This is a genomic window from Mesorhizobium tianshanense (assembly GCF_007830515.1).
In the GTDB taxonomy this organism is placed as follows: domain Bacteria; phylum Pseudomonadota; class Alphaproteobacteria; order Rhizobiales; family Rhizobiaceae; genus Mesorhizobium; species Mesorhizobium tianshanense.
Genome location: NZ_VLKT01000017.1, coordinates 85,664 through 102,765, shown reverse-complemented (window position 1 = coordinate 102,765; position 17,102 = coordinate 85,664). Strand labels below are relative to the sequence as shown.

Annotated in this window: 20 protein-coding genes; 11 read left to right on the top strand and 9 right to left on the bottom strand. The window is 62.7% G+C overall.

Annotated features, from left to right (window positions below; all coding sequences use genetic code 11):
• Nucleotides 1-15: 15 nt before the first annotated feature.
• Nucleotides 16-441 (bottom strand): OsmC family protein, encoded by a 426-nt coding sequence (locus tag IQ26_RS15475; RefSeq protein ID WP_145718657.1) that lies wholly within the window; start codon nt 439-441, stop codon nt 16-18.
• Between the two features lie 191 nt (nt 442-632).
• On the opposite strand from IQ26_RS15475, the gene IQ26_RS15470 reads away from it, so the two are divergent.
• The 3 genes from IQ26_RS15470 to IQ26_RS15460 all read left to right on the top strand — a co-directional run bounded on the left by IQ26_RS15470 (nt 633) and on the right by IQ26_RS15460 (nt 1,957).
• Nucleotides 633-851 (top strand): hypothetical protein, encoded by a 219-nt coding sequence (locus IQ26_RS15470; RefSeq protein WP_145718655.1) that lies wholly within the window; start codon nt 633-635, stop codon nt 849-851.
• Nucleotides 852-853: 2 nt separating this feature from the next.
• Nucleotides 854-1,210, top strand: a complete 357-nt coding sequence (locus IQ26_RS15465; RefSeq protein WP_145718654.1) for a YciI family protein — start codon at nt 854-856, stop codon at nt 1,208-1,210.
• 219 nt (nt 1,211-1,429) lie between these two features.
• Nucleotides 1,430-1,957 carry a hypothetical protein gene (locus IQ26_RS15460; RefSeq protein WP_145718652.1) on the top strand — a complete coding sequence of 176 codons (528 nt, stop codon included), beginning with the start codon at nt 1,430-1,432 and terminating at the stop codon, nt 1,955-1,957.
• Between the two features lie 161 nt (nt 1,958-2,118).
• Here IQ26_RS15460 and IQ26_RS15455 read toward each other — a convergent pair whose 3' ends face one another.
• On the bottom strand, nt 2,119-3,381 hold the full coding sequence (locus IQ26_RS15455; RefSeq protein WP_145718650.1) for a ubiquinone biosynthesis hydroxylase: 1,263 nt from the start codon (nt 3,379-3,381) through the stop codon (nt 2,119-2,121).
• An 80-nt stretch (nt 3,382-3,461) separates the two neighbouring features.
• On the opposite strand from IQ26_RS15455, the gene tesB reads away from it, so the two are divergent.
• The 6 genes from tesB to IQ26_RS15425 all read left to right on the top strand — a co-directional run bounded on the left by tesB (nt 3,462) and on the right by IQ26_RS15425 (nt 11,460).
• Entirely contained in the window at nt 3,462-4,337 is an 876-nt protein-coding gene (tesB, locus tag IQ26_RS15450; protein WP_145718648.1) for an acyl-CoA thioesterase II, read from the top strand.
• Nucleotides 4,338-4,557: 220 nt separating this feature from the next.
• On the top strand, nt 4,558-4,896 hold the full coding sequence (locus IQ26_RS15445) for a P-II family nitrogen regulator (RefSeq protein ID WP_023800571.1): 339 nt from the start codon (nt 4,558-4,560) through the stop codon (nt 4,894-4,896).
• 31 nt (nt 4,897-4,927) lie between these two features.
• The gene (locus IQ26_RS15440; protein WP_145718646.1) at nt 4,928-6,358 is read left to right on the top strand and encodes an ammonium transporter; all 1,431 of its coding nucleotides are present in this window, start codon (nt 4,928-4,930) and stop codon (nt 6,356-6,358) included.
• 462 nt (nt 6,359-6,820) lie between these two features.
• A complete protein-coding gene (locus IQ26_RS15435; protein WP_145718644.1) occupies nt 6,821-9,445 on the top strand; it encodes an FtsK/SpoIIIE family DNA translocase in 2,625 nt (874 codons plus the stop codon).
• 170 nt (nt 9,446-9,615) lie between these two features.
• Nucleotides 9,616-10,299, top strand: coding sequence for an outer membrane lipoprotein carrier protein LolA (locus IQ26_RS15430; protein WP_145718642.1), 684 nt, complete (start codon nt 9,616-9,618; stop codon nt 10,297-10,299).
• Between the two features lie 354 nt (nt 10,300-10,653).
• Complete coding sequence (locus tag IQ26_RS15425; RefSeq protein WP_145718640.1) at nt 10,654-11,460, top strand: exodeoxyribonuclease III; 807 nt, start codon at nt 10,654-10,656, stop codon at nt 11,458-11,460.
• A gap of 174 nt (nt 11,461-11,634) precedes the next feature.
• Here IQ26_RS15425 and IQ26_RS15420 read toward each other — a convergent pair whose 3' ends face one another.
• Complete coding sequence (locus IQ26_RS15420; protein WP_145718638.1) at nt 11,635-12,090, bottom strand: cyclic nucleotide-binding domain-containing protein; 456 nt, start codon at nt 12,088-12,090, stop codon at nt 11,635-11,637.
• 221 nt (nt 12,091-12,311) lie between these two features.
• On the bottom strand, nt 12,312-12,995 hold the full coding sequence (locus tag IQ26_RS15415; protein WP_126035911.1) for a response regulator transcription factor: 684 nt from the start codon (nt 12,993-12,995) through the stop codon (nt 12,312-12,314).
• Between the two features lie 147 nt (nt 12,996-13,142).
• Here IQ26_RS15415 and IQ26_RS15410 point away from each other — a divergent pair, with 147 nt between their 5' ends.
• Nucleotides 13,143-13,676 (top strand): L,D-transpeptidase family protein, encoded by a 534-nt coding sequence (locus IQ26_RS15410; RefSeq protein ID WP_407660308.1) that lies wholly within the window; start codon nt 13,143-13,145, stop codon nt 13,674-13,676.
• A 96-nt stretch (nt 13,677-13,772) separates the two neighbouring features.
• Here the strand turns inward: IQ26_RS15410 and IQ26_RS15405 are convergent, their stop codons facing one another.
• Nucleotides 13,773-14,018, bottom strand: a complete 246-nt coding sequence (locus IQ26_RS15405) for a hypothetical protein (protein ID WP_145718634.1) — start codon at nt 14,016-14,018, stop codon at nt 13,773-13,775.
• Between the two features lie 164 nt (nt 14,019-14,182).
• On the opposite strand from IQ26_RS15405, the gene gcvA reads away from it, so the two are divergent.
• Nucleotides 14,183-15,103 carry a transcriptional regulator GcvA gene (gcvA, locus tag IQ26_RS15400; RefSeq protein WP_145718632.1) on the top strand — a complete coding sequence of 307 codons (921 nt, stop codon included), beginning with the start codon at nt 14,183-14,185 and terminating at the stop codon, nt 15,101-15,103.
• 58 nt (nt 15,104-15,161) lie between these two features.
• On the opposite strand, the gene IQ26_RS15395 is transcribed toward gcvA, so the two are convergent.
• From IQ26_RS15395 to IQ26_RS15380, 4 genes are all read right to left on the bottom strand, one after another.
• Nucleotides 15,162-15,578: a DUF1761 domain-containing protein gene (locus tag IQ26_RS15395; RefSeq protein ID WP_145718630.1), complete on the bottom strand. Its 417-nt coding sequence runs from the start codon at nt 15,576-15,578 to the stop codon at nt 15,162-15,164.
• 110 nt (nt 15,579-15,688) lie between these two features.
• Entirely contained in the window at nt 15,689-16,387 is a 699-nt protein-coding gene (locus tag IQ26_RS15390) for a class I SAM-dependent methyltransferase (protein ID WP_208760164.1), read from the bottom strand.
• A complete protein-coding gene (locus tag IQ26_RS15385; RefSeq protein WP_145718628.1) occupies nt 16,342-16,767 on the bottom strand; it encodes an EVE domain-containing protein in 426 nt (141 codons plus the stop codon). Before IQ26_RS15385 ends, IQ26_RS15390 begins: the two co-directional genes overlap by 46 nt.
• Nucleotides 16,768-16,793: 26 nt before the next feature.
• Complete coding sequence (locus tag IQ26_RS15380; protein WP_145718626.1) at nt 16,794-17,090, bottom strand: YciI-like protein; 297 nt, start codon at nt 17,088-17,090, stop codon at nt 16,794-16,796.
• Between the last annotated feature and the right edge of the window lie 12 nt (nt 17,091-17,102).

Sequence of the window (17,102 nt, the reverse complement as noted above, 5' to 3'; positions counted from 1 at the left end):
CGCAATCAGGGATTCTCAGCCGAGCCTGGCGTCGAGCGATACATTTATGGCGCCGAGTGCCTTCGACACCGGGCAGCCGGCCTTGGCCATTTCGGCCAATTCCTTGAACTTGGCGGCATCGATGCCGGGCACCTTGCCGACCACCGTGAGAGCGCTGCCGGTGATCCCCGTGCCGGGAACCAGCGTCACCACCGCCTTGGCGTCGAGTTCGTCGGCAGGCGTGCCGTTCTCGGCCAGGAAGTGAGAGAACTGCATGGCAAAGCAGCCGGCATGCGCCGCCGCGATCAGCTCTTCCGGATTGGTGCCGGACTTGCCGCTCTCATCCTCGAAGCGCGCCTTGAACGAATAGGGCGTGCCGTTCAGGGTCCCGCTCTGCGTGTCGAGCGTGCCCTTGCCCCCCTTCAGATCGCCTTTCCAGACGGCGTTTGCTGTGCGGTCCATGAATTCCTCCTTGATTGTCGAGCCGTGATCGGCGTCCGGTTGACTATAGCGCGCGCGAGTCCGAAGGCCACCCGTGCCTTCGCATGGCCAGCGCCGCATCCAAAAAAAATCCGCGTGCAAAAATGTCGACTTCCACCCGCCTCGACCGTCCTGCGGGCGGCCCTGGAATTCGTGGCCGGATGGAGGATCATATGAACAATCTGTTTTCTGCTCACTGGGGATACACTGGCAAGAAGGCCGGCGAACAAGAAGCCGACTGGTGGCATCGGCCATCCTCTGGTTTTGGCCGACTGCTTGCGGCCGTCGCCATCATCGGGGTGACGGTGTGCCTTCTCGATCTTGCGGTGGGCAGAGGACCGGCTGATGCCACCGTCGCCTCGTCTTACGATTCAATCCAGGAATGGAGATAAAGATGAAATATGTTTGCCTGGTCTATGGTGAAGAAAAAGACCTTTACGCAATGACTCCCGAAAGGCTGGCCAAGCTCGACGCGGATTCATTGGCCTATGACAGGTCGGTGGAGCAAAGCGGGCGGCTGATCATCGCGCAGGCGCTGCAATCGGTGAAGACGTCGAAGGCCGTGCGGCGGCGCAAGGGCAAGCGGCTGATCACCGATGGCCCTTTCGCCGAGACCAAGGAACAGTTGCTCGGCTTCGTCATGATCGAGGCCGGGGATCTCGACGAGGCGCTGGAGATTGCCGGCGGCATTCCGCTGGCCGAGATCGGCACGATCGAGGTCAGGGCGATCTACAACGTGCCGGGGTCTTAAAGCACGTCGTGTCTGAGTGGATTCATGCGACGCGCTTTAAGTTCTTGTTCTATGCCTGTCGTTATCCCAAAACCGCTGCGCACTTTTGGGCGACATGCACTTAGGGATTGTTCCGTTCTGCGTCCGGCGGAATCAAATTTTCTTCGGCGGGCGCAACTTTTGCGTGTTGAAGCAAGGCAATTCTTCTCCTATCGTCGCTGCGGTTTGGGGATTTCGGGCATGCATATACTGATTGCTGCGATTGGCCTGCTGGGAGTGGCGGCGTTCTGGTGGTACCGGCTGAAGATCATGAACGACGCAGCGCGTGAGGTTGCGGATGTCTTCGGTCGCGTCCAGGGCAATGTGCGCCGCAAGAAACTGCGCAAGCAGGCGGCGCTTTCACCGCTGACGGCGATCGACGATCCGGTCGTGGCGGCCGCGACGCTGATCGTTGCCATTGTTTCCGAGAACGGCCCTGTCCTGCCGCAGCGCGAAGCCGCGATTCGGCTGGTGATCTCCGAGATTGCGGACGAAAAGAAGACCGATGAGGCGGTGGTCTATGCCAAATGGGCGGCGTCGCAGATCGACGATGCCGCGATCGTCGTCGACAAGCTGGCGCCGTTCCTGCGCGAACGTCTTGACGTGGCCGAAAGAAATGATCTGCTGCAGATGGTGAACCGCGCAGCGCAGGCTGGTGAGCAACCCCTGAAGATATCCGACCAGCGAATGCTGCGGCTGCGGCAGAAGCTTGGCTTCGAGGTCAACTAGGGTGTGCTGACATTCAGGTGATGCCGGCCGCGAACGGCGACTTCCTGCGCTTCCGGTGCTCACGTGCCAAAAAGTACGCTCCGCTCCGGTTCTCGGAACTCACCGTTCTCGGCTTGGCCTGACCTGAATCTCAACACACCTTGGCATGTCCGTGAGACGGATCAGATCGCCTCGCCCTTCAGCAGTTTCGGTGTGTCGCCGGACAGGCCGGATGCCTGGCGGATGAAGAAATCCTTCAGCCGAGGCATGCGTTCGACAAGGCCGAGGCCAACGTCGCGGACGGCGCGCAGCGGGCCGATGTCGTTGGAAAACAGCCGGTTCAGGACATCGGTGGTGATGCCCATCTGCAGCGTGTCGAAGCGCCGCCATTGCTGGTAGCGTTCGAGCACGTCGAGCGCGCCGATATCCTGACCGAGCCGGTCGGCCTCGACCACCACTTCGGCCAATGCCGCCACATCCCTGAAGCCGAGATTGAGGCCCTGGCCGGCGATCGGATGGATGCCGTGGGCGGCGTCGCCGGCGAGCGCAATGCGCGGCGCGACGAAGGCGCGGGCAAGCGTCAGGCCGAGTGGCCATGCGCGCGGCCTGTCGGCGACGCGAATCTCGCCGAGCTTCAGCCCAAAACGCAGTTCGAGCTCATGCTCGAAGACGAGGTCGTCGCCGCCAACCAGTTTCTCGGCATCGGCCGTCCGCTCGGTCCAGACGATCGACGAGCGGTTGGTCCCATCCTTGTCCGGCTTGAGCGGCAGCGTGGCGAACGGGCCGGCAGGGAGGAAATGCTCTTCGGCGCGGCCATTGTGCGGCCGTTCATGCGCCACGGTGCAGACGATGCCGGACTGGCCATACTCCCATTTCACCGTCTTGATGCCGGCCATGTCGCGCAGCTTCGAGTTGACGCCGTCGGCGGCGATCAGCAGTCGTGCCTTCAGCGTCGCGCCGTCGGCAAGATGCACGGTGATGCCGGCGCCGTTCACGTCGAAGGCGTTGACCGCGACGCCTTCGATGATGTCGATGCCGAGTTCTTCGGCGCCCCGGCGCAAGGCGCCGTTCAAATCCTTGTTGGCGACCATATGCGCAAAGGCTTCGCCGGGCGCGACCTCGCCATCGAAGGTGAGAAACACCGGGCGCATTGGATCGGACGTGCGCGAATCGGTGACGATCATTTCGGTGATCGCCTGCGCCTCCGGCGCGATTTCGGCCCAGACGCCGAGCTGGTCGAGCATGCGGCAAGCGGCAGCGGCGATGGCCGAGGCGCGGCCGTCCTTTTGCCAGACGCCGGCGGGCGCGGCGTCGACGACAGCGACCGCCAGGCTTGGCCGCGCTTGTTTCAGCGATACCGCGGCGGCAAGCCCGACATAGCCGGCGCCGGCGACCAGAACATCGAGCGAGGTTCGGTTTTTTGCATCCGCCTCACGGTCCACCATAGCAAATTCCTTTCCGGCCTTGACTGCCCGTCATTCCTGTCGGAAACCGCCATAACATTTCTTCGGTGAGGGCGCGAAACATGACGGCGGCCATGGACGAGCTTCTCGGCATTCTCGACCTCGAGCAGCTGGAACACAACCTGTACCGTGGTCGCAGCCCCAAGCTCGACTGGCAACGTATCTTCGGCGGCCAGACCATTGCCCAGGCGCTGGTCGCGGCCCAGCGTACGGTCGAGCCCGAACGCCACGTGCATTCGCTGCATGGCTATTTCATGCGGCCCGGCGACACCAAGGTGCCGATCATCTACGAGGTCGACCGCATCCGCGACGGCGGCTCCTTCACCACGCGCCGCGTCGTGGCGATCCAGCACGGCCATGCGATCTTTTCGCTGGAAGCCTCGTTCCAGCAAGATGAAGTCGGTCTCGAACATCAGGTGCCGATGCCGCAGGACGTGCCGGCGCCCGACACGTTGCTGTCGCAGCGCGAATTGATAGGCAAGTTCGGGGAGGCCGTGCCCGCCGGCATCAGGCGCTACTGGGAGCGTGACCGGCCGATCGAGATGAAACCGGTGATGCTGGAGCATTACACCAGCCGCGAAAAGCTGGAGCCGAAGCAGAACATCTGGATTCGCACGACCGGCCCGGTTCCGGCCGATCGCGCCACGCAGGCGGCCGTGCTTGCCTATCTTTCCGACATGACGCTGCTCGATACGTCGACCTTTGCGCATGGCCGCGCCATTTTCGATAGCGACATCCAGGCGGCGAGCCTCGATCACGCCATGTGGTTCCACCGCAGTCATCGGCTCGACGACTGGATGCTCTACACGCAAGACAGCCCGTCGACGCAAGGGTCGCGGGGGTTCACCCGCGGGTCGCTGTTTGCCCGCGACGGCACGTTGATCGCCTCGGTTGCCCAGGAAGGGCTGATTCGCCTGAAGCGACCGCCCGCCGAATAGGCATTTTTCAAAAATTGCCTATTTTTTAATCAGGTGCATTGCCGCGACAATAAACAGCCGGCAGCTGAACACCTCTCAATCACTTTGTTTACAATAGGTTAATGGCCTGCTTCGGCAATTGGCACGGAGCTTGAATCCTAGCTGGCACTCTCCGGCTCTCATGGGGATCGGCGAAGTCGTGCAAACGCGGGGGACCCGCAACAGCAAAGGGTGAAACCTTATGAAAATCGTGATGGCAATCATCAAGCCGTTCAAGCTCGACGAGGTGCGCGAAGCGCTCACCGCAGTCGGCATCCAGGGCCTGACCGTCACCGAAGTCAAAGGCTACGGGCGTCAGAAGGGACACACGGAAATCTATCGCGGGGCGGAATACGCGGTCAGCTTCCTGCCGAAGATCAAGATCGAAGTCGCGGTCGGCCTGGACATGGTCGACAAGGCCGTCGAAGCCATCACCGCGGCGGCCAAGACAGGTCAGATCGGCGATGGCAAGATCTTCGTTTTCGGCATCGACCAGGCGGTGCGCATCCGCACCGGCGAAACAGACACCGACGCGCTTTGAGCTGCGGACACGTATTCCAATGGAGAGTTCAATGAATATTCCTTCTACTTTGAAGTCGGCGGCGCGCACTGCGCTGCTGGGCGCGTTTACGCTTGGAGCCTTGGGCACGATTGCCGCTTTCGCACAGGAAGCGGCGCCGGCCGCCGAAGCGGCAGCGCCAGCGGCGCCGACCTTTACCGTCGACAAGGGCGACACGACGTGGATGATGCTTTCCACCATTCTGGTGCTGTTGATGACCATTCCCGGCCTTGCTCTTTTTTACGGCGGCCTGGTTCGCGCCAAGAATATGCTGTCGGTGCTGATGCAGGTCTTCACCATCACCAGCGTGGTCATGATCGTCTGGGTTTTCTACGGCTACAGCCTTGCCTTCACCCCCGGCAATGCCTTCATCGGCGGCCTTTCCAAGATGTTTCTCGCCGGCGTCGACGTGACGACGCTGTCGGAAACCTTCACCAAGGGCGTCGCCATTCCTGAACTGGTGTTCGTCATCTTCCAGATGACCTTCGCCTGCATCACGCCTGCCCTGATCGTCGGCGCCTTCGCCGAACGCATCAAGTTCTCCGCCGTGATCCTTTTCACCATCCTCTGGGTGACGTTCGTCTACTTCCCGATCGCGCACATGGTCTGGTTCTGGGGCGGCCCGAGCGCTTATGGCGACCCGTCCGGGCTCATCTTCGGCTTCGGTGCCGTCGACTTCGCCGGCGGCACGGTCGTTCACATCAATGCGGGCATCGCCGGCATCGTCGGTGCGCTCATGATCGGCAAGCGCATCGGCTACAACAAGGACATCATGGCGCCGCACTCGATGACGCTGACCATGGTCGGCGCTTCGCTGCTGTGGGTCGGCTGGTTCGGCTTCAACGCCGGTTCGAACCTCGAAGCCAACGCCTATGCGGTGCTGGCGATGATCAACACCTTCGTCGCCACAGCGGCGGCGGCAGTGACCTGGATCGTGCTTGAAACGCTGCTGCGCGGCAAAGCGTCCATGCTTGGCGCGGTTTCGGGCGCTGTTACCGGCCTTGTCGCCGTCACGCCCGCTGCCGGCTTTGCCGGACCGATGGGCGCCATCGTGCTCGGCATCGTCGCCACCTGTGGCTGCTACTTCTTCGTCTCGGTCGTGAAGAACAAGTTCGGCTATGACGACAGCCTCGATGTCTTCGGCATCCACTGCATCGGCGGCATCATCGGCGCGCTCGGCACCGGCATCCTGGTCAATCCCGCGCTCGGCGGCGCCGGCATCGTCGATTATTCGACGGCCGACTTCGCCGCCGGCTATGCCGGAACGGCCACCCAGCTGTGGTCGCAGTTCAAGGGTGTCCTGGTAACCGTCCTGTGGTCGGGTATCGGCAGCGCCATCCTCTACAAGATCGTCGATATGATCGTAGGCCTGCGTCCGACAGCCGATGCAGAGCGTGAAGGGCTCGACCTCACCTCGCATGGCGAAGCGGCCTATCATCCGTAAGTCCTGTGCGGGGCGGGCCTTGGCTGCCCCGCATCCTCCCATCCCGTCGCGACGCTCCCGAAAGGGGCTCGCGCCCTGAGGCCCGGACATGCACCGGGCCTCTTTTTTGTTGTGCGCCGCCGCGCCGCCGGAAAGCCGTATGCCGAGTTCTGCGCGAACGTGCAGGCGCTCGGCAGCGCCAACTAGTGCGAAAATGCGTCAATTAAAGTGTTGGGCGGCCTTTGGGCGTCCAACAGGACGCGCGCTCTAAGGTCTGGCGATCAGGCTGAGGCTTGATCGACCTGGCGACCCAAATGATGGCGGGCCAGCGTGCCCGCCATTTTTGTGACCGCTTTTCCACCCGGAGATGCCGGCACGCACCCATGGTTAATGCGGCCTTAACCTTCCCGCCGATAGTCTGGTGCCCGAATCCGCCGCGTTGCGCGCACGCGTCCGGCCGGGCAACGACAGACGGGGAAGAGCATGCGTTCAGGGGCTTCAGCACCGCTCGCGCTGGCCGATACGGGGCACGGCATCCGGGCGTTCGCGCGGCGTCAGGTGGGCCGACTGGTCGGCGCCGGGCTGTTTGCGCTGGTCGCCTTCGGTGTCGCCAGCCTCGCCACCTGGAACGTCGCCGATCCAAGCTTCTCCCACGCCACCGGCAACATCGTCACCAACGCCATGGGCTATGCGGGCGCTGTCTTTTCCGACCTTGCCATGCAGTTCTTCGGCCTCGCCGCCGTCGCGGCGCTGGTGCCGGCGGTGATCTGGGGATTTCTGCTGTTTTCGGCGCGCGGCGTCGACAGGTTGCCGAAGCGCGGGCTCGCCTGGTTCGGCTACGCGGTGCTTGCCGCGGCCATCGCCGGCTGCGTGGTGCCGCCCCAGACCTGGCCGCTGCCGACCGGCCTCGGCGGCGTGTTCGGCGACATGGTGCTCAAGATTCCCGGTCTCGTCGTCGGCGGCTATCCGACCGGTCTCATCGCCAGCGTGCTTGCCGTGCTTCTGGCTGCGCCGGCACTGTGGCTGTTTGCCTATGGCTCGGCGCTGATCGCACGTAAGAACGGTTTCGCCGTCCTGGAGCAGCCGGCCGAACCCGATACCCGAGACCAGGACGACCTGCTTTTCGACAATGACGAGGACGAAGGCGACGAGGGCATTCTGGCGCTTGGCGCGATCACGCATTGGTGGCTGTCGTTGCGCGCCTATTTGCGCCGCCGTGCCGCGCGCCGCCAGGAGCGCGACGATTTCGAACCGGAGATGGAACCGCGCGCCAGCGCCTGGCGGCGCGCTGCCGAGAGGGTCGAATCGGCCGAATTCGCCGAAGCGCGGATGAGTGCCGATGGGCGCGCCCGCGTCGAGCCGGAATTCTTCGCCGCCATGGTCAATGACCGCAGCGTCTCGCTCGATCCCGACGACGCCGATGTCTTCGACGATGACGACATGGATTTTGCGCCGGAGCCTACCGGTCAGCGTCGCGCCACGCCCAATGCCGCGACGCGCGTCGCGGCGCCGGCGCCCCGGCCCGTGCCGGGCGCCCGCGTCCAGCGCGAGGCGCAGACCTCGCTGATCGGCTCCGAAAAATTCGAAATGCCGTCGCTGCATTTCCTGTCCGAACCGAAGAACGTCGTGCGCGACGCCAGCTTGTCCAAGGATGCGCTGGAGCAGAATGCCCGCCTGCTCGAGGGCGTGCTGGAGGATTTCGGCGTCAAAGGCGAGATCATCCATGTCCGCCCCGGTCCGGTCGTCACGCTCTATGAGCTGGAACCAGCGCCTGGCATCAAATCGTCGCGGGTCATAGGCCTGTCCGACGACATCGCGCGCTCGATGAGCGCGATCGCCTGCCGCGTCGCCGTGGTACCTGGCCGCAACGCCATCGGCATCGAGCTGCCGAACGCCAAGCGCGAGACCGTCTATCTCAGGGAGATCATGGCCAGCCGCGATTTCGAGACCACCAAGGCCAAGCTGGCGCTGGCGCTGGGCAAGACCATCAATGGCGAGGCGGTTATCGTCGACATCGCCAAGATGCCGCACGTGCTGGTCGCCGGCACCACCGGCTCTGGCAAATCGGTCGCCATCAACACCATGATCCTGTCGCTGCTCTACCGGCTGACACCGCAGGACTGCCGGCTGATCATGATCGACCCGAAGATGCTGGAGCTCTCGGTCTATGACGGCATCCCGCATCTGCTGACGCCTGTCGTCACCGATCCGAAGAAGGCAGTGGTGGCGCTGAAATGGACCGTGCGCGAGATGGAGGATCGCTATCGCAAGATGTCGAAGGTCGGCGTCCGCAACATCGACGGCTTCAACGCGCGCGTGCAACAGGCGGAGAAGAAAGGCGAGAAAATCTCGCGCACCGTGCAGACCGGCTTCGACCGCCAGACCGGCGAGGCGATCTACGAGACGGAAAACCTCGATCTCGAGCCGATGCCCTACATCGTCGTCATCATCGACGAGATGGCCGACCTGATGATGGTCGCCGGCAAGGATATCGAAGGCGCGGTGCAGCGCCTGGCGCAGATGGCGCGCGCCGCCGGCATCCACGTCATCATGGCGACGCAGCGGCCGTCGGTCGATGTCATCACCGGCACGATCAAAGCCAATTTCCCGACCCGCATCTCCTTCCAGGTGACGTCGAAGATCGACAGCCGCACCATCCTGGGCGAGCAGGGCGCCGAGCAGCTGCTCGGCATGGGCGACATGCTCTACATGGCCGGCGGCGGCCGCATCCAGCGCGTACACGGTCCCTTCGTTTCCGACGACGAGGTCGAGAGGATCGTCGCGCATCTGAAGCTGCAGGGCGTGCCGGAATATCTCGACGCCATCACCGAGGATGAAGGCGAGGATGACGACGAGCCGTCGGGCAGGGGCGGTTCAGGCGGTGGCGGCGGCAATTTCGAGGATTCCGACGATCCCTACGACCAGGCGGTTGCCGTGGTGCTGCGCGACGGCAAGGCCTCGACCAGCTACATCCAGCGCCGGCTCGGCATCGGCTACAACCGCGCCGCTTCGATCATCGAGAAGATGGAGAAGGAAGGCATTGTCGGCCCGGCCAACCACGCCGGAAAACGCGAGATCCTGGTGCCGACGGAGGAGGACAAGTTCTGATCCGATCCGGGAAGATCCACCAGGGTCTGCCCGGGGTGCAACGTCGGTGACGGCAACTTTGAACCTTTTGGCGCGTTGCTGCGACTGAGCGCTGTCCGGGCCGCCAAACTTAAGCCCAACTGGGGGCCAAGGGACTGCGACACTATATGAACCAGATGAGAGTGACCGGTATGAAAAACTCTTCCTTTGACCCGATCAGTGATTTTGCCCCGACCCGCCGCCAGGTGCTTGGCCTCGGCGTGGTCCTTGCCGGCGCGGCAGCCATCAATGTCGTGCCCGGCGTCCAGTTGCTGGCGTCGGCGCAAGCAGCGGTGCCGCCGGCGGCGCAGAAGATCGCCGACCATTTCTCCTCGGTCAAATCGATGACCGGCGAGTTCGTGCAGTTTGGACCCAAGGGCGAGCAGACCGGCGGCAAGTTCTTTCTGGAACGGCCGGGCAAGATCCGCTTCAACTATGACGGGGCCTCGAATTTCAGGGTGATTTCCGACGGCAAGTCGGTGGTCATCCTCAACAAGAGGCTGAAAACGTCCGATCTGTATCCGTTGTCGAAGACGCCGCTGAAGCTGCTGCTCGACACCAGGATCGACCTCTCCGGCGGCCGCGTCAGAAGCGTCAAGGAGGAGAACGACCTCACCACCATCCAGCTTGCCGACAAGTCGGTGTTCGGCAATTCGAGGATCACGATGATGTTCGATCCCAAATCCTACGAATTGCGCCAGTGGACCATCACCGACGCGCAAGGCAAGGACACCACGGTGATGATCTTCAACGTTAGGGAAGGTGTGCGTTTCTCCCCCGACACCTTTGCCATCGACTATACGGCAAATCGCGAGCTGAACACCAAGTCGCGCTAGGGTCCGCTGTTATTCAGGCGAGGCCGGCCTGCGAATGGAGTTTTCCTGCGCTTCCGGCCTTCGCCGGCCCAAGCACTCATGAGCGGTCGTGGCAGTTAAGGCTACGGCCGGCGTAGGCCGGTGCTCACGTACTTTAAGTACGCTCCGCTCCGGTTCTCGAAATCCGCCATTCTCGGCTTGGCCTGACCTGAATCTCGGCGAACCCTGGTGCCAGCCTGGGCAGCGCTTCGAGCGTGGGCTGGCTTGTTTTTGCGGTGCGCGGCTGGCAGTAGTTTCCGGGATCGATTTTTCAAAAGGCGTCATTCCCGTCGGAACCACCTGGCGGGTCATGTGCGCTGCTCCCGGATTCTGTGCATGCCCTTTTCCATCGCCACCTGGAACATCAATTCCGTCCGCTTGCGCATGCCCATCGTCGAGCGCCTGCTTGTCGAACAGGCACCCGACGTGCTCTGCCTGCAGGAAACCAAAGTCCCGGACGAGCTGTTTCCGGAAAAAGCCTTCCGCAAGCTCGGCTACGAGCACATCGCCTTCCATGGCCAGAAGGGCTATCACGGCGTGGCGACGGTGGCACGCCGGCCGATCGAGATCGTCGAAAAGCGCCGCTTCTGCGAGATCGAGGACTGCCGGCATCTGTCGGTCACCATCCGCGCCGGCGGCAAGGCGATCCTGCTGCATAATTTCTACGTTCCGGCCGGCGGCGACGAGCCCGACCCCCTCATCAACCGCAAGTTCAGGCACAAGCTGGATTTCGTCGCCGAGATGAACGCCATTCGCGCCGAGCACGACGACGTGTCCGGCTCGATCCTGGTCGGCGACCTCAACATCGCGCCGCTCGAACATGATGTCTGGTCGCACAAGCAGCTCTTGAAGGTGGTCAGCCATACGCCGGTCGAGACGGAGAGTTTCGAGGCGATGCGGCTCGCCGGCGACTGGGTCGACCTGATGCGGCTAAACGTGCCTTATGAGCAGAAGCTCTATACTTGGTGGAGCTACCGCGCGCAGGATTGGCAAGCATCGGATCGCGGCCGGCGGCTCGACCATGTCTGGTCGTCGCCAAACCTAGTGCCGAGCTTTGCCGGCTACGAAATCCTGCGGCCGGCGCGCGGCTGGGAACGGCCGTCGGACCATGTGCCGGTGATTGCGCGCTTCGACCTGGCGTAGGCCTCCACGGCTTCGTCGTCCTCGGGCGGAGCGGGAGCGAAGCGAACCGCGTAGACCCGAGGATCCATGCCGTTCCTTTTGAGCGCCGCAACGGTGCAATCTTGCGAGATGCCAGCGGGACAGAGGGGGCGCTGTCCGGCGCTGTCCCTCCGGCGTACGGAAGATACCGCCCACTCAGGTCTCGAAACGCGGCGCCAGCTTCTCGATGCGGCGGATCATCGCCTGAAAATCCTCGGAGATGCGCTGGTGCAGATGGACAGCGATATCGGGATATTCCTCCAGGATGCGGCGGAACATCTTGCGGCTGAGCCGCAGCACTTCCGAATCGATCGCGGCGGATGCGCTGGTCAGCCGGTTGGTGTCGGCGATCAGCGCCAGTTCGCTCAACATGGTACCGGGGCCGGCCGTGCCTATCGGGATGCGGTCGCCATCCTGCTCGCGATAGAGGACGATGCGCCCGCTGACCACGATATAGGCGCAATCGGCCTCGTCGTCCTCGCGGTAAAGCTTGTGGTCGGCCTGCAGCTCGGTGGTTTCCGCGCCGAAGGCGAGCAAACGCAACTGTTCCTGCGTGAAGCCCTCGAAGAGCCTCACGGTGGACAGGATGCGGATGTCGTCATCCAGCGCCATCTAGCTATGTCCCCGAACGGTCAGTCCAATCCCTCCCTTAGAGCGCCGCGCGGCTTGGACGCGCAAAGGACACTCTAACACTTTGAATCGACGCATCGTGCTTTCCAAAAATCGATTCCGATCTTTGGGCCGATGCGTCAGTTCGGTCCAGAACCACCTCCAGTCTCAGGACCGCACCCGAAAGCGGTCCCGCCCCGACCGCTCATTGGATAATGAAATGTTTAAGGAACCAGCTTGTAGCCGCCGCTTTCTGTCACAAGAATTTCCGCATTGGAAGGATCGCGCTCGATCTTCTGGCGCAGCCGGTAGACGTGAGTTTCCAGCGTGTGCGTGGTGACGCCGGAATTGTAGCCCCACACTTCTTCGAGCAGCACGTCGCGCGTCACTACCTTCTGGTCGGCGCGGTAGAGATATTTGATGATCGAGGCCTCCTTCTCGGTCAGCCGCACCTTGGCGCCGCGCTGGTCGATCAGAAGCTTCTGGCTGGGCTTGAAAGTGTAGGGGCCGACCGAAAAGGTGGCGTCTTCGCTCTGCTCATGCTGGCGAAGCTGCGCACGGATGCGGGCCAAAAGAACCGCGAAACGGAACGGCTTGGTCACATAGTCGTTGGCGCCGGCTTCGAGGCCGAGAATCGTGTCCGAATCGGTGTCGTGTCCGGTCAGCATGATGATGGGCGACTTGTAGCCGCCCTTGCGCAGGATCTTCACCGCCTCCCGGCCGTCCATGTCAGGCAGACCGACATCCATAATGAGCAGGTCGACGAGGCCGCCGCGTGCCGCGGCGACGCCTTTGGCGGCGTTTGATTCCTGCAGGACGTCAAATTCCTCGTAGAGAGACAATTGCTCGACGAGTGTGCCGCGCAGGTCGTCATCGTCATCGACGATCAGAATGGTGCGTGAAGTCATGGATCAATCCGTTGTTTTGAAAAGAAAATTCAGTTGACCGCTACCTGTTTATGCGGAAGCTGACCGGCACAACAGCCGATCACAGTGATTTGTTCCGTGGCACGATCATACAAGAAAAAACGCGCGCGCAATGAGGCGAGCGCATTTTTGCGAAAAGGGCTTCGTGTGCTCACGGTGCGCGCCAGGCCCGGCCAGGCCAGCCAAGGGCTCCTGCAGGCCGGCGGACTGGTGTTTTCATGTGCGCTGGGACGCGGCGGCATATCGGCCGGCAAACGCGAAGGCGACGGTGCCACGCCGCTTGGTTCGATGCGGATCCTGTCGGGGTATTTCCGTAGCGATCATTTTTCCGGCGGCCGCAAAACCCGGCTGGAGATGGCGCCGATCGGCCCCGATCTCGGCTGGTGCGAAGTGCCTGATGATCGCAACTACAATCGTCCGGTCAGGATTCCCTATGGCGCCAGCCACGAGCGGATGCTGCGCGCCGACCGGCTCTATGATGCCTGCCTGGTGCTCGACTGGAACATTTCGCCGCGTCGCCGCGGGCGCGGCAGCGCCATCTTCTTTCATCTCGCGCGCCCCGGCTTCACGCCAACGCAAGGTTGTGTGGCGGTGACGGCACGCACGATGGCCCGGCTGTTGCCGCTGCTGTCGGATCGGACGGTGGTGAGGGTGGTGAGGTAGGGAGTAAGGGAATAGGGGAATAGGGGAATAGGGAATAGGGGAATAGCAAGTGTCGGTAAGATTGCGCGAACGCGCCGCTTAGCTTCCCCTACTCCCCTACCTCGGCCGCTGCCAGCCGATGTCGAGCAGACCCAGCCGGCCGAGTTCCCGGTCCGTCGCACGCGCGACATCCTTTCGTTCGGCGCCGATGTCGCGCAATTGGCGATCCGAAAGATCCTCGACGTTTTCATGCGGAAGCTCATGCGGGAGATGGAGCGCGATTTTCGCGTGGTGGAACCACTCAATTGCCGCCCGCAGCCAGATTGGCCCGGTGGCCGGAGACTTCAAGACGATGTGGGACATGACGTGACTCCTTCTATCCGAACATCAAGTCCGGTTTGATGGTTTATCGATGATCCCATTATGCCGGATTGAAATTTAAGGGGGAAACGAGTAGTTTTTTCTCAATCATCAAGTTTTATTTGTGGATCGAGAGCAATGATCCTGCCAAAAGTCATTCCGCGCTGATGGCCCGCCTGCTGCCCGGAACCCGTGCCTTGAGGACGCTGGAAGCAGCCGCCCGGCACCTCAATTTCACCCGCGCCGCCGACGAGCTCGGCCTGACGCCGGCCGCGGTCAGCCACCGGATCAAGGAAATCGAGGATCAACTCGGCATCGTGCTCTTCACGCGCACCAGCCGCACCATCCGGCTGACCGAAGCGGGCGCGGTGCTGTTCGAGGCCGCGACCGACGCGCTCGACCTGCTCGGCCGTGCCGTTTCACGGGCGCACAAGACAGCGCGCGGAACGTCGCTGCTGAAAGTGACCCTCGATGCCCAGTTCGCGACAAAATGGCTGATGCGGCGCGTCGACGACTTTCGCAAGCATCAACCCGGTGTCGAGCTCCGCTTCGACATAGCCTCCGAATTGCGCGATTTCGACCTGGACGACGTCGATGTCGGCATCCGTTTCGGCGCCGGAAAATATCCGGGCCTTTGCGCCCACCGGCTGTTCGACAACGTCATCGTTCCTGTCTGCAGTCCGGCGTTACTGCGGGCGGGGCCGCCGCTGAAGGAGCCGCGCGACCTGTTCCATCACACGCTCGCCCATATCGAGTGGGCGCGACAGGGCGTGACGTGGCCGAACTGGCGCATGTGGATGGCGGCGGCCGGCGTCGACGATTTCGACGACAGCCGAACGCTCGTCTTCGGCACGTCCTCGGATGTCGTTCAGGCTGCACTCGACGGCAATGCCGTCGCGCTCGCCGATTTCGCCATGGTGGCAAACGACCTTTCCGAGGGCAGGCTGGTGCGTCCCTTTGAACTGGGCATGAAGGTGGCGCCCGAATTCGCCTATTTCCTGGTCTACCCCAAGAGCGTCGCCGATGAGCCTCGCATCGTCGCCTTTCGCGAATGGCTTCTCAACGAAGTCACGAAGACGCCGACGTGATTTGGCGAACACTTACACGGGGTGTTCGAAGGCGTGCTTTTGGGTGACATGCACTGACTCAGACTGCCGCTGCTCCGAACCAGCCGATCACCGCGCCGATGATAAGCAGCACGCCAAGCCAGTGGCCGCAGTCTATGACGGTCAGGTCCCAGCCGAAACCTTCGTAGCGATGATTGACGGATAGCGTCGTGGCGACGAATCCGAGCCAGAGAACGAAGCCGAAGACCAGTCCGGCAAGGAGGCTCGGTTCGCCACCGGTCATGGCGCCGATGACCAGCGACATGACCAACGCCATGACAAGTTCCGCGATGAAGCTGATGACGAAGGGCAGCGGCGATTTATTCATGGTCGCAGGATCAAGCTTGGCGGCCTTGAGCCACAGCTTGCTCAAGGCCATGTACCAGGCGGCGCCGAACAACCACGCCACCACGACGGCGACGACAACCGCCAGCCAGTTCACCGCTGAAAAATCCATGCATTTTCCTCCCCGGAAGCATGTCGCCCAAAAGTGCCAAGCGGGTTTGGGACTACGACATGCGTATTCTCAAAATCGAAGCGCGATGGAACGCCGGTTCGGCGGTGCCGTCAAGCAAAGCGCCAGACGGTGGTGCGCTTGACCAGGGAATCTTCCAGCTCCCTGGTTACCGCCACCTCGTAGACGGCAAGCGGCTGCAGCCCTGCTTTCGGCATGTAGGAGCGGCCGGGATCGCCGACTAGGATGTCGGCGCCGCGCGCCTTCAGCATTGCGAACCACGGCATCAGCCTGTCGGCGAAGGACCTGTCGTAGAAGACGTCGCCGGCCAGAACCACATCCCAGCCGGCATCGGTTCCGATGCAGTCGGTACTCAGAAACTCTATCCCGACACCATTGGCCTCGGCATTGAGGCGGATCGCTGTCGCGCAGAACGGGTCGATGTCGGCGGCGATCACCTCTGCCGCGCCGGCCTTCACTGCTGCAATGGCGACAAGGCCGGAACCGGAGGCGAAGTCGAGCACGCGCTTGCCGTGCACGTCAGACGGATTGTCGAGGATGTAGCGGGAAAGACCCTGGCCGCCGGCCCAGGCGAAGGCCCAGAAGGGCGGCGGCAGGCCGATTTCGGCCAGCTCGTCCTCGGTCCGCTGCCACAATTCATGCGCCTCGTCGGCCAGATGCAGCAGGATCTCCGGCACATGCGGCGGCGCCATCAGCACCGTGTTGTCGAGGATGAAGTTTTTCGCGCTGTTTGGCGTCAGCGCCGTCACGGAGCCGGCGTCAGGCCGCCCATGCGGCAGACCTCTTTCCATTCGGCCGGCGTCACCGGCTGCACGGAAAGCCGTCCGAGCCGGACCAGCGCCATGTCGGCAAGCTTGGGATTGGCCTTGACCTGTTCCAGCGTCACCGGCTTCGGCACATCCTTGACGGCGCGGATATCGACGCATTCCCAGCGTGGATCGTCAGTGGTGGTGTCCTGATGGGCCAGCGCGCAGACCTCGGCGATGCCGACCACGTCGAGCCCGTCGTTGGAATGGTAGAAGAAGCCGAGATCGCCGATCTGCATCGCCTTCATGTTGTTGCGCGCCGCATAGTTGCGCACACCGTCCCATTGCGTGCCGGCCTTGCCCTTCGCCTTCAGCGCCTCGAAGGAGAAGACCGAGGGTTCCGATTTGAACAGCCAGTAGTTCATTGTTTTGCTCCTCCTGGCAGCCGGAATTAGCTAGCAGCCGGCTTGTTGAAGGTCCAGTTCCATTGCCGGATTTCGACGCTTTCGAACAGCCCGGCCTTGGCGTAGGGGTCCGCCGCCGACAGGGCTTTTGCCGCGGCCGGATCGGGCGCCTCGACCACGACGAGGCTGCCGTTCGGCTTGCCGCCGGCATCGAGGAACGGGCCGGCGAAAGCCAGTTTCTTCTCGCCGTTCAATCCTTCCAGGAAGGCAACATGCTCGGGCCGCGTATCGAGCCGCACCTGCAGGCTTCCAGGCTTATCCTTGCAAATCAGTGCAAACAGCATCTTTCCATCTCC

What these genes read in the sequence shown, in the direction of transcription:
- IQ26_RS15465 (WP_145718654.1), top strand. Translation starts at nt 854, where the DNA reads ATGAAATATGTTTGCCTGGTCTATGGTGAAGAAAAAGACCTTTACGCA.
- IQ26_RS15470 (WP_145718655.1), top strand. Translation starts at nt 633, where the DNA reads ATGAACAATCTGTTTTCTGCTCACTGGGGATACACTGGCAAGAAGGCC.
- IQ26_RS15460 (WP_145718652.1), top strand. Translation starts at nt 1,430, where the DNA reads ATGCATATACTGATTGCTGCGATTGGCCTGCTGGGAGTGGCGGCGTTC.
- IQ26_RS15420 (WP_145718638.1), bottom strand. Translation starts at nt 12,090, where the DNA reads ATGGCGCTGGATGACGACATCCGCATCCTGTCCACCGTGAGGCTCTTC.
- IQ26_RS15455 (WP_145718650.1), bottom strand. Translation starts at nt 3,381, where the DNA reads ATGGTGGACCGTGAGGCGGATGCAAAAAACCGAACCTCGCTCGATGTT.
- IQ26_RS15445 (WP_023800571.1), top strand. Translation starts at nt 4,558, where the DNA reads ATGAAAATCGTGATGGCAATCATCAAGCCGTTCAAGCTCGACGAGGTG.
- tesB (WP_145718648.1), top strand. Translation starts at nt 3,462, where the DNA reads ATGACGGCGGCCATGGACGAGCTTCTCGGCATTCTCGACCTCGAGCAG.
- IQ26_RS15385 (WP_145718628.1), bottom strand. Translation starts at nt 16,767, where the DNA reads ATGAACTACTGGCTGTTCAAATCGGAACCCTCGGTCTTCTCCTTCGAG.
- IQ26_RS15405 (WP_145718634.1), bottom strand. Translation starts at nt 14,018, where the DNA reads ATGTCCCACATCGTCTTGAAGTCTCCGGCCACCGGGCCAATCTGGCTG.
- IQ26_RS15440 (WP_145718646.1), top strand. Translation starts at nt 4,928, where the DNA reads ATGAATATTCCTTCTACTTTGAAGTCGGCGGCGCGCACTGCGCTGCTG.
- IQ26_RS15430 (WP_145718642.1), top strand. Translation starts at nt 9,616, where the DNA reads ATGAAAAACTCTTCCTTTGACCCGATCAGTGATTTTGCCCCGACCCGC.
- IQ26_RS15425 (WP_145718640.1), top strand. Translation starts at nt 10,654, where the DNA reads ATGCCCTTTTCCATCGCCACCTGGAACATCAATTCCGTCCGCTTGCGC.
- IQ26_RS15475 (WP_145718657.1), bottom strand. Translation starts at nt 441, where the DNA reads ATGGACCGCACAGCAAACGCCGTCTGGAAAGGCGATCTGAAGGGGGGC.
- gcvA (WP_145718632.1), top strand. Translation starts at nt 14,183, where the DNA reads ATGGCCCGCCTGCTGCCCGGAACCCGTGCCTTGAGGACGCTGGAAGCA.
- IQ26_RS15395 (WP_145718630.1), bottom strand. Translation starts at nt 15,578, where the DNA reads ATGGATTTTTCAGCGGTGAACTGGCTGGCGGTTGTCGTCGCCGTCGTG.
- IQ26_RS15390 (WP_208760164.1), bottom strand. Translation starts at nt 16,387, where the DNA reads ATGGAAAGAGGTCTGCCGCATGGGCGGCCTGACGCCGGCTCCGTGACG.
- IQ26_RS15435 (WP_145718644.1), top strand. Translation starts at nt 6,821, where the DNA reads ATGCGTTCAGGGGCTTCAGCACCGCTCGCGCTGGCCGATACGGGGCAC.
- IQ26_RS15380 (WP_145718626.1), bottom strand. Translation starts at nt 17,090, where the DNA reads ATGCTGTTTGCACTGATTTGCAAGGATAAGCCTGGAAGCCTGCAGGTG.
- IQ26_RS15415 (WP_126035911.1), bottom strand. Translation starts at nt 12,995, where the DNA reads ATGACTTCACGCACCATTCTGATCGTCGATGACGATGACGACCTGCGC.